Origin of the sequence: Thiocapsa imhoffii (genome assembly GCF_016583985.1) — a bacterium.
Classification (GTDB): Bacteria; Pseudomonadota; Gammaproteobacteria; order Chromatiales; family Chromatiaceae; genus Thiocapsa; species Thiocapsa imhoffii.
The window spans coordinates 197,501-219,123 of the sequence record NZ_NRSD01000006.1; the positions used below are offsets into that span (position 1 = coordinate 197,501).

Consider the following 21,623-nt stretch of genomic DNA (forward strand, 5'->3'; position numbering starts at 1 on the left):
ATAGGGCGTTCAGTCGCTGGGAGTAGACCCGAAACCGGGCGATCTACCCATGGCCAGGGTGAAGGTGCGGTAACACGCGCTGGAGGCCCGAACCGGGATCTGTTGAAAAAGATTCGGATGAGCTGTGGGTCGGAGTGAAAGGCTAATCAAGCCCGGAGATAGCTGGTTCTCCCCGAAAGCTATTTAGGTAGCGCCTCGTGGGGTCACTGTTAGGGGTAGAGCACTGTTTCGGCTAGGGGGCCATCCCGGCTTACCAAACCGATGCAAACTCCGAATACTAGCAAGTGTGACCACGGGAGACAGACGGCGGGTGCTAACGTCCGTCGTCGAGAGGGAAACAACCCAGACCGCCAGCTAAGGTCCCAAAATCATGGCTCAGTGGGAAACGATGTGGGAAGGCCCAGACAGCCAGGAGGTTGGCTTAGAAGCAGCCATCCTTTAAAGAAAGCGTAATAGCTCACTGGTCGAGTCGGCCTGCGCGGAAGATGTAACGGGGCTTAAGCCATGTACCGAAGCTGCGGATGCGGGGCAACTCGCATGGTAGGGGAGCGTTCCGTAGGCCGTTGAAGGTGTGTTGTCAAGCATGCTGGAGGTATCGGAAGTGCGAATGCTGACATGAGTAACGATCACGGGGGTGAGAATCCCCCGCGCCGAAAGCCCAAGGTTTCCTGCGCAACGTTCATCGGCGCAGGGTGAGTCGGTTCCTAAGGCGAGGCCGCGAGGCGTAGTCGATGGGAAGCAGGTTAAGATTCCTGCACCACGCCGAACTGCGATGGGGGGACGGAGAAGGCTAGGTCAGCCGGCAGTTGGTGTCCGGTTTAAGCGTGTAGGCAGAGCCCTTAGGCAAATCCGGGGGTTTAATGTCGAGACGTGATGACGAGCTCCTACGGGGGTGAAGTGATTGATGCCATGCTTCCAAGAAAAGCCTCTAAGCTTCAGGTTCGGGGTGACCGTACCCGAAACCGACACAGGTGGGCAGGGTGAGAATCCTCAGGCGCTTGAGAGAACTCTGGTGAAGGAACTAGGCAAAATAGCACCGTAACTTCGGGAGAAGGTGCGCCCCAGGTAGGTGAAGTGGCTAGCCCATGGAGCTGAGTGGGGTTGCAGTGACCAGGCCGCTGCGACTGTTTATTAAAAACACAGCACTCTGCTAACGCGTAAGCGGACGTATAGGGTGTGACGCCTGCCCGGTGCCGGAAGGTTAAGTGATGGGGTTAGCTTCGGCGAAGCTCTTGATCGAAGCCCCGGTAAACGGCGGCCGTAACTATAACGGTCCTAAGGTAGCGAAATTCCTTGTCGGGTAAGTTCCGACCTGCACGAATGGCGTAACGATGGCGGCGCTGTCTCCACCAGAGACTCAGTGAAATTGAATTCTCGGTTAAGATGCCGAGTACCCGCGGCTAGACGGAAAGACCCCGTGAACCTTTACTACAGCTTTGCACTGGACGTTGAACCGACTTGTGTAGGATAGGTGGGAGGCTGTGAAGCGGTGACGCCAGTTGCCGTGGAGCCGACCTTGAAATACCACCCTGGTTTGTTTGGCGTTCTAACCTCGGTCCGTGATCCGGATCAGGGACAGTGCATGGTGGGTAGTTTGACTGGGGCGGTCTCCTCCCAAAGCGTAACGGAGGAGCACGAAGGTACCCTCAGCGCGGTCGGAAATCGCGCGTTGCGTGCAAAGGCATAAGGGTGCTTGACTGCGAGACGGACAAGTCGAGCAGGTACGAAAGTAGGTCTTAGTGATCCGGTGGTTCTGTATGGAAGGGCCATCGCTCAACGGATAAAAGGTACTCCGGGGATAACAGGCTGATACCGCCCAAGAGTTCATATCGACGGCGGTGTTTGGCACCTCGATGTCGGCTCATCACATCCTGGGGCTGAAGTCGGTCCCAAGGGTATGGCTGTTCGCCATTTAAAGTGGTACGCGAGCTGGGTTTAGAACGTCGTGAGACAGTTCGGTCCCTATCTGCCGTGGGCGTTGGAGACTTGTGGGAAGCTGCTCCTAGTACGAGAGGACCGGAGTGGACGGATCTCTGGTGTTCCGGTTGTCACGCCAGTGGCATTGCCGGGTAGCTATATCCGGACGGGATAACCGCTGAAAGCATCTAAGCGGGAAGCCCCTCCCGAGATGAGGTCTCCCTAGGCACGTGATGCCTCTGAAGGTCCGTTGAAGACGACGACGTTGATAGGCCGGATGTGGACGCTCAGTAATGGGTGAAGCTAACCGGTACTAATTGACCGTGTGGCTTGACCATATAACACCCAAGCATCTTGGGTTCGCACACGCACCACACGATCTCACCACACATCGGGGCCTGCTACCAGCACGCCCCACCGCTTTCCCTGGCGGCCATAGAACACTGGAACCACCTGATCCCATCCCGAACTCAGACGTGAAACGGTGTCTCGCCGATGATAGTGTGGGGCCTCCCCATGCGAACGTAGGTCACCGCCAGGTCCTCTCCCCAAACCCCCCGACACCTCACCGTGTCGGGGGGTTTCTCGTTGCAACACCACCCAATCCACCTCCCCCTCACACCCGCCCTCAACCCAAACACCACCACACCCTCGCCGATGGCCGGAAGGCCTCCAAACCAGCAGATCCATCCATCTCTAGGGTGTTACGCAGACGCCACGACCCCAGCGGCCATCATAGCCAACCGAGATCTCGCTCCCGACATGCGGTTGCGTCTCGGCTAGGTCGATCAGAACGACATCGGCCATGCCGCCGACATGGGCGCGATAGACACCTTGTCCTCGATCGTTGGTGCGATCGAACTGCAAGGGCGAGGATTCGACGACCCAGGCGCCGGTCTCGTGCTGGCGAAACTCGACCGGACCAACGAAGCCCGCGCCGCGCGTGAAAAGAGTCGAGAAGTTGAGGTTCGCGGCGGGCATGTTGCCTCGGCAGATCAGGTCAGCCGCGACCCCCTGCATGGGTGAAAGACCGAGTGCGGCGCTGGTCAGCATAGCCATCAACGTCGCGACTCTCTTAGACCTCAAGTCGATGAGCAGTTGAGCAGGCATCAATGGACTCCGAATCGAATGAAAATTGGGAGTCTACTGAATGCCGGCGCACATGCAACATCACAGGTGTCTTGGCAGTCCAACCGCTAGGATTCAAAGACACATTCTCGGGCACGCCGGCATCTCACACCACACGCAGAACGACAGCAGCTTGCGCGCCGCTGGTCAGAGCGACGTGGCCCCGTTCGTGAGCCATGTGCGGTCCGGGCGGGATCGAGAGGGTCCATCAGCTTATCTGCTGTTTAGTGAACACGGGTGGCCTCGAGTCGTTTCCGCATGAAGGCCTGTGCCGCATCCGTAACGTTGAAGAGTTCGAGGGTCATCTCCTCGCCTAGCGTGACCGGTGTCGTTGCGAGATCCCGATAGGCCAGCGGGTCGGGTTCGGCCATCACTTCGGCCAGGATGCGTCGGTATCGACGATGCATGGCGTAGGCCCCCGAATAGGTGCGGACGAACTCCCAGACGCGCTTGGGATAGAAGAACAGCGGGTGCTCGAGTGGGCGGCCCGGTCGACGATCGCACCGCGACTTGCGCCGGATCAGACCGCCCTCGAGCGGATGCATGCGTTCATAAACGACGGGGGCATGGAAGGCGTAAAGCTTACCGAGCATCGCCTTGGGGTCATAGCCCCAGGCGCGGGCCCGTCGCAGGACGGTCGCCACGTGCGCATCCGTGTAATAGATGTCCCAGGCCTCGCGATAGATGGCTTGCCATTCGGCGCGGCTCATCAGTGGATGATCCATGGTGACATGCTGGGTGTCGTAGTTGTTCATATCCGGGTCGAGCGGAACGCCGGCCTCGACCAGGCGCTGATGATCCTGTGAGCCCGGCAATGGGGTCAGGATGAAGAACTCCATGATGTCGATTGGGAGCTCGCGTTTGATGATCTCCAGATCCCGGCGAATGGTCGCGGGCGTATCCGTGGGAAATCCCAGGATGTAGCCGGCGTAGGTCAAGACGCCCGCACCGTGCCAGGCCTGCAGCATGGTGCGATAATCAGTGATCTTGTTCTGGCCCTTGCGGGCAGCCTTCAGCGCGTCAGGGTTGATGTTCTCCAGACCGAGGAAGGCGCGAGTCACCCCGGCACGGCCTGCCTTCTCGATAAATCCCGGGATGCGATAGGACTGGGTATCGACCTGGATCACCAACTGGATCTGCATACCGGATTCGCGCAGCGCGATGATGCGGTCGAAAATCGCCTCCCAGTTGCGATTGCGAGCAAAATTATCGTCGGTGATAAAAAAATTACTGGTGCCATCCGCCGCATTGGCCCGGATCAGCCGTTCGATATCGTCGGCGGAGCGATGGCGCGAGGTGTGGCCTTGCACATTGATGATGGTGCAAAAGCTGCAAAGATAAGGGCAGCCGCGCCCGGCGTCGAAGCTCGCGCGCTTGCCCATGGTGCGCGCAACCCGATCCGGTGGCAGATAGGGCGTAGGAGTCCCGGCGAGGTCGGGGAGCTCGGCGAGATGGTTATAGATCGGCTGCAGCTGGCCGTTCCGCGCATCGCGCAACAGGGCATCGAGACGTCCCTCGAGCTCGCCGGCGAAGAGGCTAATCCCGGCATCAAGGGCTTCTTGCAGCTCAGGCGGGCGCGTTTTGAGCATGGAGAGACAGCCGCTGACATGAAAGCCGCCGATCACGACCGGCAACCCCGCCGTGCGGAAGACCCGGGCGAGGTCGAGTGCGCGTGGATACTGGTTCGACTGCACACCGACCAGGCCGATCAGTGCCTGCCCTCCCGCGCGCCGCAGCTCGCGCAGCAGACGCGTCGGTCGGACACGGGTATTGGTCTCGTCGATCGATTGGACACGAATTTCGACGTCTTCGCCGAGAACCCGCCGCTCAGCGCAATCGAGCGCGATCGCATGGACGGACGCGAGGCTATTGGAGGGCAGCGAGGAGCGCCACCACTGGATCACATAGCCATCGTCGTCATAATGCGATGGCTTGATGAGCAGGATACTGAACGAACACCCACGTCGGGTCGCAGACATGGAGCGGGCCTCGGATGATCCGAAACCCGGCGGGTTCCGTGATATATAACAGAGTATGTCACTGCGATGATGGAAATGTCAGCCGGAAACCGATGGGGGCCGTCGGCCTTGCTGTCTGGGATCGACATCAGCACCACGACGCTGCGGCGTTCGCTCTCAAGCAGAACGGTGAGGGACCGGGCGACCCTTGCAGCGACCACCACGCCGGGTCGAAATTCTAGGAACGGGGCCAGCGGGAGCGAAGGCGATGGTGGTCCGGATCATCCTACCCCCGGCCGTCCGGGTGGTGATCGCCACGCCATCCTGGTACCTCAGTCGGTCACGAGCGCACACATTTTGACTGTCCGGATCGGCAACCAAGGAGCTTAGATGCCAACTCCAGTGATCCTGATGATTGAGGACGAAGACCATTTGGCCGCGGTGGTGGGCGACTATCTGCGTGCGGCCGGTTACCAGTTCCATCACCTTGCGACCGGAACCGGCGCGGTCGACTGGATCCGCCAGAACGACCCTGATCTCATTCTGCTTGATCTCATGTTACCGGGTCAGGATGGTTTGAGCATCTGCCGTGAGGTCCGCTTGCGCAGCCCGGTTCCCATCATGATGACCACGGCGCGGGTTGAAGAGATCGATCGACTGCTTGGTCTGGAACTCGGTGCGGACGACTATCTTTGCAAACCCTACAGTCCTCGTGAACTCGTGGCACGGGTGAAGGCCGTGCTGCGGCGGACTCAGCCGCCGGATCTCGTGCGTGCTCCCGGACTCCTTCAGCTTGCCGCGGATCGTCTGCAGGTGTGCTGCGGGGAGCAGGTCATTATCTTGACCGCCGTTGAGTTTGCCCTGCTCACCGCATTGCATCAGGCCGCGGGACGCATCCTCTCGCGTCAGCACTTGATGAATCTGATTTATGCGGACAATCGCATCGTCTCCGACCGGACTATCGACAGCCATGTCAAGAAGTTGCGGCGGCGCTTGGCGGAGCTGGTCCCGAACACGGAGTTGATCCATTCGGTCTACGGGGTGGGCTACCGCTACGAGGAGCCGGATCAGCCATCATGATGCACTGCCCCCTGCCTGCATTTCCTTGATTTCTGCACATTATCTGCACGGCTGCTGCACACCCTCTCCGTATCCTGAGTCTCGTCGAGATCGCGACACCCTTTGAGTCGCTCTCGCCCACCAAACGGCTCGCTTGATGCGGGTCATCGACCTGACTACAGGAGATCGACGATGACGACACACAGCAACAAACAGAATCTGACCAGCGTGCTCTTGATCGCCGGCATGCTGGCCGCGCCGCTCGCTCTCGCCGGCCCCGGCAAGGCTTGGGGACCCTCGCAGGACGTGGATCAGCGACTCGCGCGCATGAGCGAACAACTGGATTTGAGCAGCGCACAACAGGATGAAATCCGCGCCATTCTTGAGGATCAAGCCACACAGCGAACCCTCATGCGCGAGACCATGCACACGCGGATCGATGCTGTCCTCACCCCCGCGCAACAGGACCTCATCGCCGAGCAGCAAGCCGCGCGCCTCGAGCGACGGATTGGTCAGCTCGCGCGGCGTTTGGATCTCAGCCCGACACAAATCGAACAGGTTCGCGACATCATGCAGGCGCATGGGCCGTCTGACATGACAAGCGGTGACGCACGGGCACAAATCAAGGCCGTGTTGACCGAGCCCCAAGCACAGGCGTTCGAACGCATCGGGATGAAGTCGAAGTCCAAGCGCGGTGGCCCCGACGCCCCGGGTCGGCCCAGCAAACCACGCGGTGATCAGGTCCTCTGATCGACACGCACGCCAGTGAGCGAGGCTGGGCCAACTGGGGCACGGCCTCGTTCCAGAGCGGCTCGTCAGAACAGAAAATAGCGCTGGGCGAGTGGGACCCGGTCGACCGGCTCACAGGTCAGGAGCTGACCGTCCGCCCGCACCTGATAGGTCTGCGGATCGACCTCGATGGTCGGTTGATAGTCGTTGTGAATCATGTGTGCCTTGCGCACGAGACGGCTATCACGGGTGATCCCAATGCGCCGTTTCAGCTCGAGCCGTTGCGGCTCACCGGCCTCATGTGCCCACTGCGAGAGGAAGGTCATGCAGGTCGCATGCAGGGCGGATCCATGAGCCCCGAACATGAGCCGATAGTGCACCGGCTGCGGTGTGTAGATGGAGGCATTCGGATCTCCCATCGCAGCGGCCACGATGAGCCCTCCCTTGACGATGAGGCTCGGTTTCACGCCGAAGAAGGCTGGTTTCCAGAGCACGAGATCCGCCAGCTTGCCGACCTCGATCGATCCGACTTCGTGAGCGATCCCGTGTGTGATCGCCGGATTGATGGTGTATTTCGCGATGTAGCGTTTGGCACGACCATTGTCGTGCTCGGGCGGATCGCCCTGCAGCGAGCCGCGTTGTATCTTCATCTTATGGGCCGTTTGCCAGGTCCGACAGATGACCTCTCCAACCCGCCCCATCGCCTGTGAGTCCGAGGCGATCATCGAGAAGGCGCCGAGGTCGTGCAGGATATCCTCGGCCGCGATCGTCTCGCGCCGAATTCGCGACTCGGCGAAGGCGACATCTTCTGGAATCGAGGGGGAGAGGTGGTGACAGACCATGAGCATGTCGAGATGCTCGTCGACGGTGTTGATCGTGTAAGGGCGGGTGGGGTTCGTGGAGGATGGCAAGACATGCGGTAGACCGGCGGCCTTGATGATGTCGGGCGCGTGACCGCCACCTGCTCCTTCGGTGTGATAGGTGTGGATGCAACGGTCCTTGAAGGCCGCGATGGTGTCCTCGACGAAACCGGACTCGTTCAGGGTGTCGGTGTGGATGGCCACTTGGACATCCATCTTCTCGGCGACGCCAAGACAACAGTCGATGGATGCAGGGGTCGTGCCCCAGTCTTCATGGAGTTTGAACCCCATCGCGCCGGCCCGAATCTGTTCCTCCAAGGCATTCGGCAGACTGCCGTTGCCCTTGCCCAGGAAACCCAGATTGACTGGCAGGTCCTCTGCCGCTTGCAGCATGCGCTGGATATTCCATGGACCTGGTGTACAGGTGGTCGCGTTGGTCCCCGTTGCTGGACCGGTCCCACCGCCGATCATGGTGGTGACCCCCGACATCAGCGCCTCTTCGATCTGTTGCGGACAGATGAAATGAATGTGCGCGTCGATGCCACCCGCGGTGACGATCTGTCCTTCGCCGGCGATCACCTCGGTACCGGGCCCAATCAGGATGTCGATCCCCTCTTGAGTGTCGGGATTCCCCGCCGTGCCGATCCCGGCAATCCGGCCATGTTTGATCCCAATATCAGCCTTGATGATTCCCCAATGATCAAGGATCAGCGCATTGGTGATGACCAGATCCGCCACCTCATCGGCCTGTCGCTGGCACTGGCCCATGCCGTCTCGAATGACCTTTCCACCACCAAACTTGACCTCGTCGCCATAATGTGTGTGATCCGCCTCGACCTGAATGAAAAGATCGGTGTCACCAAGACGAATACGATCCCCAACGGTCGGACCATACATGGATGCATAGGCGGCTCTGCTGATCGTACTCATGGCTGATCTCCATCGAGTGCGCCCATGACCTGACCATTGAATCCGAACACGATGCGGTCCCCTCCATACGGGACGAGGGTCACGGTCCGCGTCTGACCGGGCTCGAATCGCACCGCCGTACCAGCAGGAATATCGAGCCGCCAGCCACGGGTCGGCATCCGGTCAAAGGATAGAGCGGCGTTCGTCTCGTAGAAATGGTAATGCGATCCGACCTGGATCGGGCGGTCGCCGGTGTTGGCAACCCGCAGGGTTTGGCGGGGGCGGTCGGGGTTGAGCGTGATCGCTCCGGGGACCGTGATGAGTTCACCTGGGATCATGGGCCTTCTCCTGACTGGATTGGGGCGACCGGGCAGGACCGCCATCACCGGTTGACGCCTTGCCCGAACGCGGATCACGAGACGTCTTCACGAACAGGTTTCGGTGTCGTCAAACGATCGGATCATGGACTGTGACCAGTTTGGTGCCATCCGGGAAGGTCGCCTCCACCTGGATCGTTTCGATCATCTCGGCGATACCCTCCATCACCTCCTCGCGGGACAAGAGGGTGCGACCATAGTCCATCAACTCAGCGACCGTTCGACCATCGCGCGCCGCCTCCATGATCGCGCAACTGATGAAGGCAACCGCCTCCGGGTAATTCAACCGCACACCTCTCGCCTTGCGGCGCTCGGCAACCAGACCAGCAGTGAACAACAGCAGTTTGTCCTTCTCTCGGGGACTCAGCTCCATGATCGGCTCCTCATCGTCGCGCTTGGAATCGGGACCCAGCGGTACCTTCGAAGGCCATGGCCTAGACCGCGAAGGCGCTCTCGCTCAGTGCCCCCCTTGGCCCGGGGTGGTCAAGACGCCGCCCACAGCACCAAGATCAACGCGCGCTGAGTCCACCATGATCGCTGTGCGGGGTCGCTTGATCGCCATCATACGGTGACACCTATGAACCTCGCCGCGATCGATCGCCGCCCGGTTGCCTCTGACCACGATCGAGACGACCGAACGTGAATGCATCTTATGGCAAACCAGCCCTGGCGTGGCAAAACCCCTCCCTTCGTGCGCCGATGGCGTGACTGGTTTAGCGGTCACAGCCCTCTCGAAGGGACGCCAGACCGATCCAATGACCGGTTCACCCGCTTAGGTTGCCCAAATCCGCGGTGGACAGGCTGCCAAGCCCAGCACGGCCGGGCGCAGATCGGACCAGAGCGCTCCAAACAACAGGGTGACGGGCTCGACCTCGTGCGCGAGTGCTCGGATGAGTAGGAGATCATCGAGTAAGGTCGCTGCGACCGGAAAGTCTGAGCAGGAATCGAGCCGGCGCCGCGCCAACGCGAGTTGGCTGGAGTCGACGCCCGTTAGGATAAAGGTGGCACAAATCGGAAAGCCTCGCAGCAAGGCGGGTCCATTCAGGGCAGCCAGACCCGCGACGCGCAAGCGCTCGTCCAAGATGGGCTTACCGTCACGTTGAACCCGCAATCCGCTCTCGACCTGGCCCCCCAAGAAGCGCTCCGCGATGGTCGGGCGACCAAAGCAATGCACCTCCCAGCCGAGAAAGCGACCATCGCCAACCAGATCAATCACGAGGTCGAGTGCACAGGCAGCCCCGGAAAAGAAAATGTTCTCATGCGGAAGCCATTCCAACACGGCGCCCGTGGCGACCCGCAGGGCGAGCCGTTGTCGCGCCACGGGTCCGGCGCTGCGGTAGAACTTGGTCGCACCTGGCGCCGTGATCAGCGCATGGGCCCCAGTTGCGACACCGATCTCGATCTCGAGACGATCGCCGCCTACGACCCCGCCGGGTGGATGCAAGAGGTAGAGATGACAGGGTGCGCCCTCGGGATGAAAGGCACGCTGCAGGGTCAGGGGGCCGCGCTGTTCTTTCCTGATGACCCGACTGCGGCCCGCGCGGACGCCGATGTCCAGTTGCAAACGCCCGGACCACTCCCCGGACGGCCCAACCACTGGATCGATTGGATCCGTGCACGGCCGCTTCATGACGGCCTCCTCAACAGGTTCAGGTTCCAACCAGGTGATGGGGCCGTCATTGCTCGCTCGGCTCAGCCTTCGATCACATAGACCTCAACCCGACGATTCTGGGCGCGGCCGGCAGCGGTTGCATTGTCCGCAATGGGTCGAGCCGGTCCGTTGCCCTCAGCGGTCAGTCGCGTTGCCTCAACACCGCGCTCAATCAGCGCCTGCTGAACCGCCTCCGCGCGTGCCAGCGAGAGCGCCAAGTTTGCCTGCTCGTCACCCGTGATGTCGGTGTACCCTTCGATCCGCACCTGCAATTGCGGATGATCGTTGAGCAGTTCGGCGATGCGGTCCAAGCTTGGCAGGTCGGTTTCCGGAAGGATTGCCATCGAGGTCTGGAAGCGCAAATCCGTATCCGCGAGATTCAGCAGCATGCCGCGCTCGGTGTGCGTTCCACCCAACTCGGCGAAGCGCTGATAGAGCGCGCGGACGGACCCGGCCGCCTGCTCGGCTTCACGCCGCAGATCCGCCATCAGTCCTTCCGACTTGGCGCGCTCCTCCGCGAGCTGAGCTTCGAGCGCGGCGACCATGGCCTGAGCCTCCTCGAGTGCCTGGGATCCCGCATCCGCCGCGCCCCGCCGCGCCCGCTCAAGTTCCTCACGGAGCGTCTCGAGTTCGCCCTGCGTCTCCTGCAACGCGCTGTTGGCGCGCGCGATCGCATCCTTGTGCTCCGCGATCAAGCGCGCCTTCTCCCCGGTGATCTGCTCCTGTTCGGTCATCAGGGCCGCGAGCTGCTCGGACAGCTCCGCAACCTCCGCCTCCTCTGCCTTGACCCGGCGATCAAGGTCCGCGCGTGCATCCTCCAGGGCGGCCTCCGACGCCGTCAAACGCTCTTGGAGTGACGCGAACTGTTCGGCCTCCGGTGCTTCCGCAAGCTGTTCGGCGAGATCCTCGGCGCGCGTCTCAGCCGCCGTGAGCCGCGCTTGCAACGTGGCGATCTGCTCCGCGGTGGGTGATTGCTCAAGCGCCTCGGTCAGACTCGCCACGCGTTCCTCGGCGGCCGCGAGGGCTTCGGCGGCGGACGTCTTGGCGGCGTCGAGTTCGGCCGCCGCCGCGGCCTGCGCCTGGACAAGTTCTGCATCGGCTTGGGCGAGTCGTGCTTGCAAGGCAGTGATCTGCTCCGTGACCTGAGGCTCCTCCGGCTGCTCGCTCAGCCTCGTGCGTGCCTCCACAAGATCATCTTGCAGCGACGCAATCTGCGCGTCGTGCCGCGCGCGCGCGGCGTCGGCTTCGCCTTGCAAGGACTCGATCTGCGCCTGACTCACCGCCAGTTGTTCCGCCAGTGCGGTCACACTCTCGGCCCAGTGCATCGCCTCCGGAAGCAATCCAGCAGCTTGCGCGGCCCGCATCAAGTCATCATCCTTGGGCGTCGCCTTGGCCAACTGAACCCGTTCGTTCAAGTGGCGTTCGAGTGCTTCGATCTGTTCGCGGTGCTCGAGGGTCGAGTCCACGATGACCTGCCGCAGATTGATCAGATCCTCCTCAAGCTGCTCGGACTTGGCAATGGCGGCATCATATTGGCCTTGCAGTTCCTCGAAGGCGGCCACGCTGCGATCACGCTCGTCAAGCGCGGCCTCGGTCTTGGACTGTTCGGCAGCCAGCGCCTCGGCGTCATTCTCGCGCAGTGACTCTAACGCCTGCTCGAGCTCACTGATTGTCTGGTCGGCTGTCGCGACACGTCCCTCGAGTTCCTGTCGCTCGGCGGCGTGCTCATCGAGCAATTGCTGCCGCGTTTGGGTGTGCGTATCCTCGAGCTGTTGCAGATCCGACGCATGTTGCGCGACCAGCGTATTGGTCTGTTCGTTCAGATCGGCGACGTCGCGTTGGAGTGACGCAATCAGGCCCTCACGATCCTTGAGCCCGGAGGCGGTCTGCGAAATCCCAGCCTCCAGGTCTGCGATCTGAGTCTTCAGATGTCCCGAATACCAATCATAGAGTAGATAGACGCCGATCAACGCAGCCAGACAGAGCCAAGCGAAGAGGCGCGCGATCGAGGCATTAGAACTCGTCATTGTCATCTCCTAGGGCGGTCATTGTTATCGTACTCGGCAACAGCTCAGCATCGATCACATCTGGCCCTGCTGCGACATGGCATCGCACCATCATGTCGACCCCCAGTCGCTCGTGGAACCAGCTGGTCGGATCGATTCAGGATACCGAGATCCAGCGGCGCGTTGCACGCCTTGCAATGATTTGCGACCCGCCATCCGCAGCCAACCCAACGAACGTCAGCGCAGGGTCGGGGCTCCTTGAGCGCCATGAAGACGGCAGATCGCCCACGGAGGCAATCCGTGCCAGCACCATGTGGCCGCCTTGGGGAGCGCTGCGACACGGGCGCCGCGGACCCGTGACGGCCAGCTGTGAGGTGCGCCTCAGGCCCAATTTGCGATGGGGCCAGTGATGGCAGATGGTCGCGCAGCAGCGCACTAACAGCGTTGGTCAGGTCCGCGGCCTTGAGTCAGATTATGCTGAAAAGCATCGCGCGTTGACAGGGGGGAACAACACCCAGGCGCCCGACCCGGCTTGGGACATGACCGAGGCCGCGGTCATTGCGTGGCACGTGCAACCCCTACCGTCGCATCGAACGCCTGCTGCGCGATCTCCAACTCTTCATTCGTCGGAATCACCAGGACCCTGACCTGACTCTCGGGAGTGCTGATGCAGCGCTCTCCACGATGCTCGCCACAGAAATTACTCCGGTCGTCGATCTTGATCCCGAGCGTTTCCAGCCCCTCGCAAGCACGGCAGCGAATCTCCATCGAATTCTCGCCGATCCCACCCGTAAAAACGATGGCGTCAAGGCGCCCGAGTTCGGCGTAGTAAGCGCCGATGTATTTTTTGATGCGATGGGCGGTGATCCCAATCGCAAGCTCGGCACGGTCATCGCCATCCTCGGCCATGCGGTCGATCTCGCGCATGTCGTTAACCCCACAGATGCCGAGCAGGCCACTTTGACGATTGAGCAGATCCTCGATCGCCGTCATCTCCAACCCCAGATTCTTGGCCAGGTAAAAGAGGATGGCTGGGTCCAGATCGCCACTGCGCGTCCCCATGACGAGACCTTCGAGAGGCGTGAGACCCATCGAGGTATCGACGCTGTTGCCATCCCGAATGGCCGTGGCACTGGCTCCATTGCCGAGATGCAAGGTGATGAGATGACAGTCCTCAAGCGGTTTACCCAGCATGGCGGCGGCACGTTTGGCGACGTAATGATGCGAGGTGCCGTGGAAGCCATAACGCCTGATGCGATGCTCGAGATAGAGCCACTCGGGCAACGCATAGCGGTAAGCCGTGCGTGGCATGGTTTGATGGAAGGCGGTATCGAAGACAGCGACCGAAGGGACTTGCGGGAATAGCCGCCGCGTCACCTCGATGCCCTCGAGGTTGGCCGGGTTGTGCAACGGAGCGAGTGGAGTCACCGCGCGAATTGCCGCGACGACCGCCTCATCGACAATGGTTGGTGATTTGAAGTGTTCACCGCCATGCACGACACGATGACCGATCGCGGCCAATTCCGAGATGTCCCCGATCACCCGATTCGTGCGCAAGGAGGCGATGATGTGATCGATCCCCGCCCGGTGGCTGGGAATGGCCCGTTCGACATGCTGGGTTTGCCGCGTGCCATCGGCATCAACCCAGGACTCCTTGAACTCGCTCAGCGCCTCGCCGATCCGCGCGACCGCGCCATGCGCGCGCACGGCCCAGTCGTGTGTTTCAAACAGTTGATACTTGATCGACGAACTTCCGGAGTTCAAGACCAGGACTTTCATGGAGCAGCCTCCCGTTCAGGCACTTGCCGCGGCCGCGGCAGACGCCGCACGGTCGTTTTGCGCTTGAATCGCTGTGATGGCAACCGTGTTGACAATATCCGTAACGGTACAGCCACGACTGAGATCGTTGACCGGCTTGTTCAAGCCCTGCAGGACCGGACCGATCGCGACCGCGTTGGCGCTGCGCTGAACGGCTTTGTAGGTGTTGTTCCCGGTGTTGAGATCCGGAAACACGAACACGTTGGCATGGCCCGCGACTTCGCTATCGGGCATCTTCGAACGAGCCACCCCGATATCGACCGCGGCGTCGTACTGGATCGGCCCCTCAAGCTTGAGATCCGGACGGCGCTCGCGAGCGATCCGCACCGCCTCGCGCACACGCTCTACATCAGCGCCTTTTCCCGAGCTACCGCTCGAGTAGGACAACATGGCGACCCTTGGTTCAATTCCGAATGCGGCAGCCGTCGCCGCGGAGGTGATCCCGATGTCGGCCAGTTCCTCGGAAGTGGGATTGGGATTGACCGCGCAATCGCCGTAAACCAGCACGCGATCGGCCAGACACATGAAGAAGACACTGGAGACCAGCTTGATGTCTGGTTTGGTCTTGATGGTCTCGAAGGCGGGGCGGATCGTATGCTGCGTGGTGTGAACCGCACCGGAGACCATGCCATCGGCATCATCCTCGTACACCATCATGGTGCCGAAATAACTCACATCCTCGAGTGCATCCCGCGCCATCTGTTCGGAGATGCACTTGTGTTTGCGCAGCTCGTAGTAGGACTGCGCATAGCGTTCGCGATTGGGTGAGGTGAGGGGATCGATGATGACGATATCGTCGAGCTTCAGACCCAACTCCCCGATCCTCCGCCGGATCTTGTCGGGATCGCCGAGCAGGGTCAAGTCGGCCACCTGCCGGAGGGTCAGGATCTCAGCCGCCCGCAAGATCCGCTCGTCACTCCCCTCCGGCAGCACGATGCGCTGACGCTGCGCCTTCGCCCGGCGGATCAGCTCGTACTCGAACATGAGTGGCGTGACGCGGTCCGAGCGCCGCACCGAGATCCGGTCGCGCAGCTCGTCGATCTCCACATGCCCCTCGAAGAGTCCGAGACCCGCGGCAATCTTGCGCTCGTCGCCGGGCAGGATCGTCGCTTCGATACGATTGACATTCAGCGCGGTGGTGAAGGTATCGTCCGGCACCCGCAGGATGGACACCTTGGTTCGACGCAATCCCTCCAGCAGACGTTGGACGGGCTCCGCGGGCTGGAGACCACCGGTGAGCAGCAGGGCCGCCACGCGGGGAAAGGAGGAGGAAACATCGGCCGCGAGGCTTGCGAGGATGATGTCAGAGCGATCGCCCGCGGTGATGATGAGACAGCCGTCCTCGACATAGCCGAGAAAATCCGGAACCTCCATGGCCGCAATCTTGTAGTTGGTCACCACTTGATTCATGGCATCGCCATCACCGCAGAGACACTCGCAACCGAGTGCTTGGCGAATCTCCCCAACCGTTGGCATCCCGAGCGCCGACTGGCGCGGGAGGACATAGACATTCTCACGCTTAGGCAAGAGCTTGCGTGCGCGATTCTTGACCGTTTCGACATGCTCCGGGTCAATCCCATTGATCACGCTCGCGAGGAAATCCCCGCCGCGATACCGCATCGACTCGTGCGCCATGTAGAGCGCCTCAAGCGCCTCCTCCGGGCTGCGGCCGAAGCCTTTGACAACCACCACGACACTGCAGCCGAGGTTGTTGGCGAGGTCGGCGTTGAAGTCGAACTCGAGCGATGGCACCAACCCGTCGAAATCCGTGCCGGCACAGACGACCAGATCGCATAGCTCTTCGAGCGTTTTGAACTTATTCAGGATCATTTTGAGCAGTTCGTCATAGCGACCTGCCGCAACGAGACGACTCGCCGTTTCCGCAGTGCAACCGTAGAGCATCTCCGACGGAAAGGGGAGGTCATAACGACTGCGGATGAGCATGGTTAGGTTATCGTGCTCGACGCTCTTGGAAACAATGGGGCGGAAGAAGCCCACCTTGCGATTCACGGCGTAGAGCATCTCCATGAAACCAAGAACGACAACCGACTTGCCGCTGCCGGCACCGGCACCGGCAATGTAGACGCTTTGCATGAGGACCCCTTTGGGAAAACGCGAGACGTTCGGCGAGTTTGCACGAACGATGACATCGACACGAAAAAATGCTGCACTGCGCAAAAATAACAGATTCCAGCGCTCGCCGACCACCTCGGATGCGTGACCACCCCTGTCGCGCTTCTCACCCGAGCGGCGCGCATCGGGTCTCGGTGCGCGCGACGCGCGACCCTCAGCGTCGCTGCGACAGTCGCCAGGCTCCAAAACTCTCGTTGAGATAGGCCTTCGTGGCGATATAGTTCAAAACGTTATCCAAACGGTAAAAGCTCACGACAGAATCGACGCGCAACAATTCGGTTCCACCTTCATCGAAGAACAGGATCGAAGGGGCGTAGAAGAGACCCAACTGAGCGGCCCAAGCACGCGCGGTCGTCCGTTCCCCGGCCGGCGTGACGACCGGGACATCCGACCACATGTCGAGTTGGACACTATCGAAATCGGCGAAATAACGGATGATCGCGGGTTCACTCAGGGCATAGCCATGCAGCACGTCACAAGCATGGCAGTCACCCTGCTCGAAAAAGACCGCCAATGGGCGCGTGCTCGGGAAACGCCGATCGAGGTTGAACGGTGGCCGGGTGAAGAACGGCTGTTCATTCAGATCCCCGGGCTCAAACACCATCCGGCCCTCGCCCCGGGCCAGATAGGCGCGGAAGCTCTCGCGTTGGTAATGGCCATCGGCCACGTATTCCAACGCCGCACGAAACTGGTAGGGCGGATAATAACCGCGCAACTTCAGCGCAAGTTCCCCGTCCCGATTATAGAAGAGTAGCGATGGCGTGAAGTTGGTGTTCTCACGCAGGGAGAAGTCGCGCTCGCTCATCACCTCGCCGTCGAGCGTCGTCACCTCCTCAGCACCCCAGATATCGATCGGGACCAGGTCGAAATGGCGTTGCGTGTACTCCAGGATGTCCGGGAGGACGAAATTTTCCTCCAAGAGCTTGTGGCAATAGGCACAATTCTGTTGCCCAAAATAGACGATCAAACCCTGCTTGCCTTGCGCGATCGCTTCCTCGAGATCGACGGGCAGATCTAGGAATCCGAGCTTGAACCAATCCGGGTACTCGAGCGCATCCGCGCGCGGAAAATCGTCAAACGCCTCGACACTGTCAGCAAGACTTGGCATGGTTTCGGCGAGCACTGTTCCCGCGGCGCACCAGAGTCCGCACAGGAGGGGCAGCGAGCGAGCGATTGAAAGAAGCATGCATCTCTCCGTCACTGGTGGTCATTCAGTGTTGCCGTCCTGGGCGGAACCGTTGGAAACGGATGATCCTGGTGTCACGTCAAGCGCGACTCTGCTCTGTTTTGTTCGCACGAACGAATTGATTGTCCATCACCTGACTGTCGCAAGCCCAACACAGCCGATCACCGTCGCCACCTTCGGAGCCGGTGATGGTGAGGCCGCGGCCCGCACGCGGCGCGGCTCACACTGAGCGACCGAGTGCACGCAGCGCGATGAACAAGGCCGCGACCGAGCGCGCCTCGTCGAAATCGTCGCGCTCCAGCAGGGTATCGATCTCGGCGAGCCGCCAAGGCACCACCTCGAGCGGCTCGGGCTCGTCACCGAGCCGACGTTCAGGATAGAGATCGCGGGCGAGCACGATCAGGCTATGATGCTCGATGTAACCCGGAACCAGTGAGACACGCTTGAGAATCCGCAGATCGCGCGAACCATAGCCGATCTCTTCCTGGATCTCACGGTCGGCCGCAACGAGCGGATCCTCGCCCGGTTCGACAACGCCCTTGGGCAACCCCAATTCATAGCGGTGGCTGCCGGCGGCATATTCACGGATCAACAGCACGGTGTCGGCGTCGATCAGTGGCACGATCATGACCGAATCCACACCGCCGGGGACGCGCTCGAAGGTCCGGCGTGCTCCGTTCGCGAACTCGAGCTCGACCTCTTCGACCCGAAACAACCGGCTCTGAGCGACGACTCGGCGAGCCAACACCTTTGGTTTGCGTAACATGATGAACACTCCAAGATTGAACGCGATCCGCTCAGCAGCGGGGACGGACGGTCTCGACAATGAGGTCGAGCGGATCGATTGGGCGCAGATCGATCGCGTGTTCCTGGATCTGGATGGCACCCTCCTCGACCTGCATTTCGACAATCATTTCTGGCTCGAGCACGTGCCCTTGCGATACGCCGAGGCACGGGGCATGGCACCCGCGGAGGCCACGGTCGAACTTCGGAAACGTTACCGTGACATCGAGGGCACCTTGAACTGGTACTGCATCGATCACTGGAGCCGCGAGTTGGGTCTTGACATCGCCCTCTTGAAACAAGAAGTCGAACACCTGATCGCGGTCCACCCGCGCGTGATCGACTTCCTCGACGCGCTCGCGGAGCGTGGCAAGCGACGCGTCCTCGTCACCAACGCACACCAGAAGGCTTTGGCGCTGAAACTCGATCGCACACGTCTCGGCGGCCACTTTGAGCAGATTATCTGCGCGCACGACCTTGGTTTGGCCAAGGAAACCCCGGGGTTTTGGTCACAGGTCGCAACGATCGAACCCTTCGACCGCACCCGCACCCTCTTCATCGATGACAACCCGCATGTTTTGAACGCGGCTCGCGCCTTCGGTTTCCGCTGGCTCCTTGCCGTCGCGCAACCCGACTCCCGCGGGCCACGGCACAGCTTCACGGACTACGGCACCATTGGAGATTTCGGCGAACTGCTCCCAGGACTCCTCAAGGACGCCATCCAGTCAGCTCAGGTGGCCGACGGGTCTTGAGAGACCATGCAACCGCGGCAACGTCATCGGCACTCCCTCCCATGCCAGTCGATGGGGCGTGCACCAGGCGCGGTCTGTCTCATCGCGCCATCGCGCCGTAATGCGCATTCATTCGATCAGGTCGGAAGAGGGTGCGGGGACCGAGGGATCAGGACCGGCACCAGCGTGCTTTGCGCGCCGCGAGCGCCGACGCCGCTTTCTCGGCGCGCCCGCGGTGCTCTCATCGGTGCTGGACGGAGGCGCGGCAGGTGCCAGGGGCGCGGTCAAGGCCGCCACCTCGCGTGCCACCGGCGCATCCGCTCTCGGTCCATTCGCGGCTGCGCAGGTGTCGGCTGGAGTGGTCGTAGGGGCCGCGTTGACGCTCGGTTTGGCGCGGCCGCGCCGCTCGGTTTGATCGCGCCCACGTCGTTCCGGGTGCGGTTTGCGCGTGGTACGCCCAGGACGTGGCTCGCATCGATCGGAGCGATCCGGGCGGACTCGACTCCGCGGATCGATCTCCGCCATCAAGGCCGGATCCACCGGCTGCACGGGGATCTTACTGCCGATATAGGCCTCAATATCGGGCAGGCAAAAGGCGTAAGTCTCGCAGACGAACCCAATCGCATCACCAGCGGCACCCGCGCGCGCCGTTCGCCCGATCCGGTGCACATAGTCCTCCGGATCTTCTGGTAAGTCATAGTTCACAACATGGGTGACATCGGGGATGTGCAGTCCGCGCGCCGCGACATCGGTCCCCACCAGCACGGGCAGCCGTCCTTCGGTGAAATCCTTCAAGAGCTTCATTCGCTTTTTCTGGGGCACGTCACCGGACAGAACCGCGGTATTGATCCCATTGCCTTGCAGATAGCCCCAGACGCGATCGGCCTCGCGCTTGGTGTTCACGAAAACGATGATGCGCCCATCTTCCCAGCGTCGCACCAAACCGAGGAGCAGGGGGATCTTGTCTTCATTCGCCGTCATATAGCAGCATTGCCGGACACGATCGGCCGTGATGGTGTCGGTCTCGATCTTGACCGGCTCGGGATGGTTCATGTGCTCGTAGGCGAGCTCCGTCACCCGATAGGAGAGGGTTGCTGAAAACAACATCCCCTGGCGCTCTTGAGGGGGTGGCATGCGGCGTAACAGGAAGCGGATGTCCTTAATGAATCCCAGGTCGAACATGCGATCGGCCTCGTCAAGCACGACCGCCTCGATCGCCGTCAAGTCGAAGACCTTTTGCTTGAAATAGTCGATTAAGCGCCCAGGTGTACCGATGAGAATATCGATTCCCGCGCCGACCTGATCGCGCTGCTCCTGGTAGCCGGCGCCACCGTACACCACGGCGACCCGCAACCCGGTGAACTGGGCGAGCAGTTGGGTATCGCGCTCGATCTGGACGGCCAGTTCACGGGTTGGCGCGAGAATCAGTGCCCGCGGGCGGGCAATGCCCACCGCTTCCGGGGCTGGCTGAGTGAGCAAGCGCTGCATCAGCACGATCAAAAATGCAGCCGTTTTACCCGTTCCCGTCTGTGCCTGCCCCGCAATGTCGCGTCCCGCGAGCGCGAGCGGCAACGTCCGGGCTTGGATGGGCGTGCAGCGGGTGAACCCCGCGGCGTCGAGTCCGTCGAGGATGCGTCGATCGAGCGCGAAGCTGTCGAAGCGTGTCTGCGTAAGGTGTGTGTCGGTCATGACGTCAGAAGTCCCTGGTGCGACGCGCCCCGCATGCGATGGGCAAGGCTTGCAAATTCTGTTCGCTTTGGATCAAATAGCATCTTACTCAAGGGCACATACCAACGCCAATTCGCCCGCCCTCACTTCGGCTCAGTCACGCCACGCCCCACCGGCCGAGTCGCGATCGAGCTTCGCCGTCATCCCATCGAACGTGGTGTCGAAACGACCACCCGAACCACCAACACCCAAATTCGGAGTACACATCAGTGAGCGATCGCATCGTCCATGTGACCGATGATTCATTCGAAGACGAGGTCCTGAAATCACCTGAACCGGTGCTCGTCGATTACTGGGCCGACTGGTGTGGTCCGTGCAAGATGATTGCACCTGTCCTCGACGAGATCGCCGGGGAGTATGCCGGACGCATCAAGGTGGCCAAGCTCAACATCGATGAGAATCCCAGCACGCCTCCACGCTATGGGATCCGTGGGATCCCGACCCTGATGCTGTTCCGGCAGGGCGAGGTCGAGGCCACGAAAGTTGGCGCCGTATCGAAGTCGCAATTGACAGCCTTCATCGATAGCAACCTCTGACGCGTTCGCAGTCCCCTCGTCGGCCATATCCCCGCGCCGGATGCGCCCACGGCGCGCATGGCCCGCGAACGACAACATGACGGGGCAGCCTCCCAGGCGACCCCGCCCCAAAAC

The 21,623-nt window shown here is 61.2% G+C and carries 16 protein-coding genes and 2 rRNA genes (1 of these 18 cut by a window edge); 6 read left to right on the forward strand and 12 right to left on the reverse strand.

Features of this window, described 5'->3' with window-relative positions; all coding sequences use genetic code 11:
• A 23S ribosomal RNA gene (locus tag CKO25_RS08540) occupies positions 1 to 2,255 on the forward strand (it extends 633 nt beyond the left edge of the window).
• Between the two features lie 87 nt (positions 2,256 to 2,342).
• A 5S ribosomal RNA gene (gene rrf / locus CKO25_RS08545) occupies positions 2,343 to 2,458 on the forward strand.
• A gap of 155 nt (positions 2,459 to 2,613) precedes the next feature.
• Here rrf and CKO25_RS08550 read toward each other — a convergent pair.
• Together CKO25_RS08550 and CKO25_RS08555 are read right to left on the reverse strand one after the other, a co-directional pair.
• On the reverse strand, positions 2,614 to 2,976 hold the full coding sequence (locus tag CKO25_RS08550; protein ID WP_200387491.1) for a hypothetical protein: 363 nt from the start codon (positions 2,974 to 2,976) through the stop codon (positions 2,614 to 2,616).
• Positions 2,977 to 3,269: 293 nt separating this feature from the next.
• Complete coding sequence (locus CKO25_RS08555; protein ID WP_200387492.1) at positions 3,270 to 5,024, reverse strand: B12-binding domain-containing radical SAM protein; 1,755 nt, start codon at positions 5,022 to 5,024, stop codon at positions 3,270 to 3,272.
• 369 nt (positions 5,025 to 5,393) lie between these two features.
• Between CKO25_RS08555 and CKO25_RS08560 the strand changes: the two genes are divergently transcribed.
• Both CKO25_RS08560 and CKO25_RS08565 read left to right on the forward strand, forming a co-directional pair.
• The gene (locus CKO25_RS08560) at positions 5,394 to 6,083 is read left to right on the forward strand and encodes a response regulator (protein ID WP_200387493.1); all 690 of its coding nucleotides are present in this window, start codon (positions 5,394 to 5,396) and stop codon (positions 6,081 to 6,083) included.
• A 171-nt stretch (positions 6,084 to 6,254) separates the two neighbouring features.
• Positions 6,255 to 6,812 carry a hypothetical protein gene (locus CKO25_RS08565; protein WP_200387494.1) on the forward strand — a complete coding sequence of 186 codons (558 nt, stop codon included), beginning with the start codon at positions 6,255 to 6,257 and terminating at the stop codon, positions 6,810 to 6,812.
• A 65-nt stretch (positions 6,813 to 6,877) separates the two neighbouring features.
• Here CKO25_RS08565 and ureC read toward each other — a convergent pair whose 3' ends face one another.
• From ureC to nudE, 9 genes are all read right to left on the reverse strand, one after another.
• Complete coding sequence (gene ureC, locus CKO25_RS08570) at positions 6,878 to 8,581, reverse strand: urease subunit alpha (protein ID WP_200387495.1); 1,704 nt, start codon at positions 8,579 to 8,581, stop codon at positions 6,878 to 6,880.
• Complete coding sequence (locus CKO25_RS08575; protein ID WP_200387496.1) at positions 8,578 to 8,898, reverse strand: urease subunit beta; 321 nt, start codon at positions 8,896 to 8,898, stop codon at positions 8,578 to 8,580. The genes ureC and CKO25_RS08575 overlap by 4 nt, the downstream gene beginning before the upstream one ends.
• Before the next feature lie 109 nt (positions 8,899 to 9,007).
• Positions 9,008 to 9,310: an urease subunit gamma gene (gene ureA, locus CKO25_RS08580; protein ID WP_200387497.1), complete on the reverse strand. Its 303-nt coding sequence runs from the start codon at positions 9,308 to 9,310 to the stop codon at positions 9,008 to 9,010.
• A 399-nt stretch (positions 9,311 to 9,709) separates the two neighbouring features.
• Positions 9,710 to 10,567, reverse strand: a complete 858-nt coding sequence (locus CKO25_RS08585; protein WP_200387498.1) for an urease accessory protein UreD — start codon at positions 10,565 to 10,567, stop codon at positions 9,710 to 9,712.
• A 62-nt stretch (positions 10,568 to 10,629) separates the two neighbouring features.
• Positions 10,630 to 12,615, reverse strand: a complete 1,986-nt coding sequence (locus tag CKO25_RS08590) for an OmpA family protein (RefSeq protein WP_200387499.1) — start codon at positions 12,613 to 12,615, stop codon at positions 10,630 to 10,632.
• Between the two features lie 534 nt (positions 12,616 to 13,149).
• On the reverse strand, positions 13,150 to 14,373 hold the full coding sequence (locus CKO25_RS08595; RefSeq protein WP_200387500.1) for an acetate/propionate family kinase: 1,224 nt from the start codon (positions 14,371 to 14,373) through the stop codon (positions 13,150 to 13,152).
• A 15-nt stretch (positions 14,374 to 14,388) separates the two neighbouring features.
• On the reverse strand, positions 14,389 to 16,506 hold the full coding sequence (gene pta, locus CKO25_RS08600) for a phosphate acetyltransferase (RefSeq protein WP_200387501.1): 2,118 nt from the start codon (positions 16,504 to 16,506) through the stop codon (positions 14,389 to 14,391).
• Between the two features lie 193 nt (positions 16,507 to 16,699).
• Positions 16,700 to 17,731, reverse strand: coding sequence for a thioredoxin family protein (locus CKO25_RS08605; protein WP_200387502.1), 1,032 nt, complete (start codon positions 17,729 to 17,731; stop codon positions 16,700 to 16,702).
• 220 nt (positions 17,732 to 17,951) lie between these two features.
• On the reverse strand, positions 17,952 to 18,497 hold the full coding sequence (gene nudE / locus CKO25_RS08610; protein WP_200387503.1) for an ADP compounds hydrolase NudE: 546 nt from the start codon (positions 18,495 to 18,497) through the stop codon (positions 17,952 to 17,954).
• Here nudE and yrfG point away from each other — a divergent pair.
• Positions 18,496 to 19,266 carry a GMP/IMP nucleotidase gene (gene yrfG / locus CKO25_RS08615; protein ID WP_242467503.1) on the forward strand — a complete coding sequence of 257 codons (771 nt, stop codon included), beginning with the start codon at positions 18,496 to 18,498 and terminating at the stop codon, positions 19,264 to 19,266. The two genes, nudE and yrfG, sit on opposite strands and share 2 nt — an antisense overlap.
• Positions 19,267 to 19,374: 108 nt before the next feature.
• Here the strand turns inward: yrfG and CKO25_RS08620 are convergent, their stop codons facing one another.
• Positions 19,375 to 20,934, reverse strand: a complete 1,560-nt coding sequence (locus CKO25_RS08620) for a DEAD/DEAH box helicase (protein ID WP_200387504.1) — start codon at positions 20,932 to 20,934, stop codon at positions 19,375 to 19,377.
• Positions 20,935 to 21,182: 248 nt separating this feature from the next.
• On the opposite strand from CKO25_RS08620, the gene trxA reads away from it, so the two are divergent.
• A complete protein-coding gene (gene trxA / locus CKO25_RS08625) occupies positions 21,183 to 21,509 on the forward strand; it encodes a thioredoxin TrxA (protein ID WP_200387505.1) in 327 nt (108 codons plus the stop codon).
• The last annotated feature ends 114 nt before the right edge of the window (positions 21,510 to 21,623 follow it).

Bases quoted from the DNA above. Each gene is read 5' to 3' on its own strand.
- CKO25_RS08550 (WP_200387491.1), bottom strand. From the start codon at position 2,976: ATGGCTATGCTGACCAGCGCCGCACTCGGTCTTTCACCCATGCAGGGG.
- CKO25_RS08555 (WP_200387492.1), bottom strand. From the start codon at position 5,024: ATGTCTGCGACCCGACGTGGGTGTTCGTTCAGTATCCTGCTCATCAAG.
- CKO25_RS08560 (WP_200387493.1), top strand. From the start codon at position 5,394: ATGCCAACTCCAGTGATCCTGATGATTGAGGACGAAGACCATTTGGCC.
- CKO25_RS08565 (WP_200387494.1), top strand. From the start codon at position 6,255: ATGACGACACACAGCAACAAACAGAATCTGACCAGCGTGCTCTTGATC.
- ureC (WP_200387495.1), bottom strand. From the start codon at position 8,581: ATGAGTACGATCAGCAGAGCCGCCTATGCATCCATGTATGGTCCGACC.
- CKO25_RS08575 (WP_200387496.1), bottom strand. From the start codon at position 8,898: ATGATCCCAGGTGAACTCATCACGGTCCCCGGAGCGATCACGCTCAAC.
- ureA (WP_200387497.1), bottom strand. From the start codon at position 9,310: ATGGAGCTGAGTCCCCGAGAGAAGGACAAACTGCTGTTGTTCACTGCT.
- CKO25_RS08585 (WP_200387498.1), bottom strand. From the start codon at position 10,567: ATGAAGCGGCCGTGCACGGATCCAATCGATCCAGTGGTTGGGCCGTCC.
- CKO25_RS08590 (WP_200387499.1), bottom strand. From the start codon at position 12,615: ATGACGAGTTCTAATGCCTCGATCGCGCGCCTCTTCGCTTGGCTCTGT.
- CKO25_RS08595 (WP_200387500.1), bottom strand. From the start codon at position 14,373: ATGAAAGTCCTGGTCTTGAACTCCGGAAGTTCGTCGATCAAGTATCAA.
- pta (WP_200387501.1), bottom strand. From the start codon at position 16,506: ATGCAAAGCGTCTACATTGCCGGTGCCGGTGCCGGCAGCGGCAAGTCG.
- CKO25_RS08605 (WP_200387502.1), bottom strand. From the start codon at position 17,731: ATGCTTCTTTCAATCGCTCGCTCGCTGCCCCTCCTGTGCGGACTCTGG.
- yrfG (WP_242467503.1), top strand. From the start codon at position 18,496: ATGATGAACACTCCAAGATTGAACGCGATCCGCTCAGCAGCGGGGACG.
- nudE (WP_200387503.1), bottom strand. From the start codon at position 18,497: ATGTTACGCAAACCAAAGGTGTTGGCTCGCCGAGTCGTCGCTCAGAGC.
- CKO25_RS08620 (WP_200387504.1), bottom strand. From the start codon at position 20,934: ATGACCGACACACACCTTACGCAGACACGCTTCGACAGCTTCGCGCTC.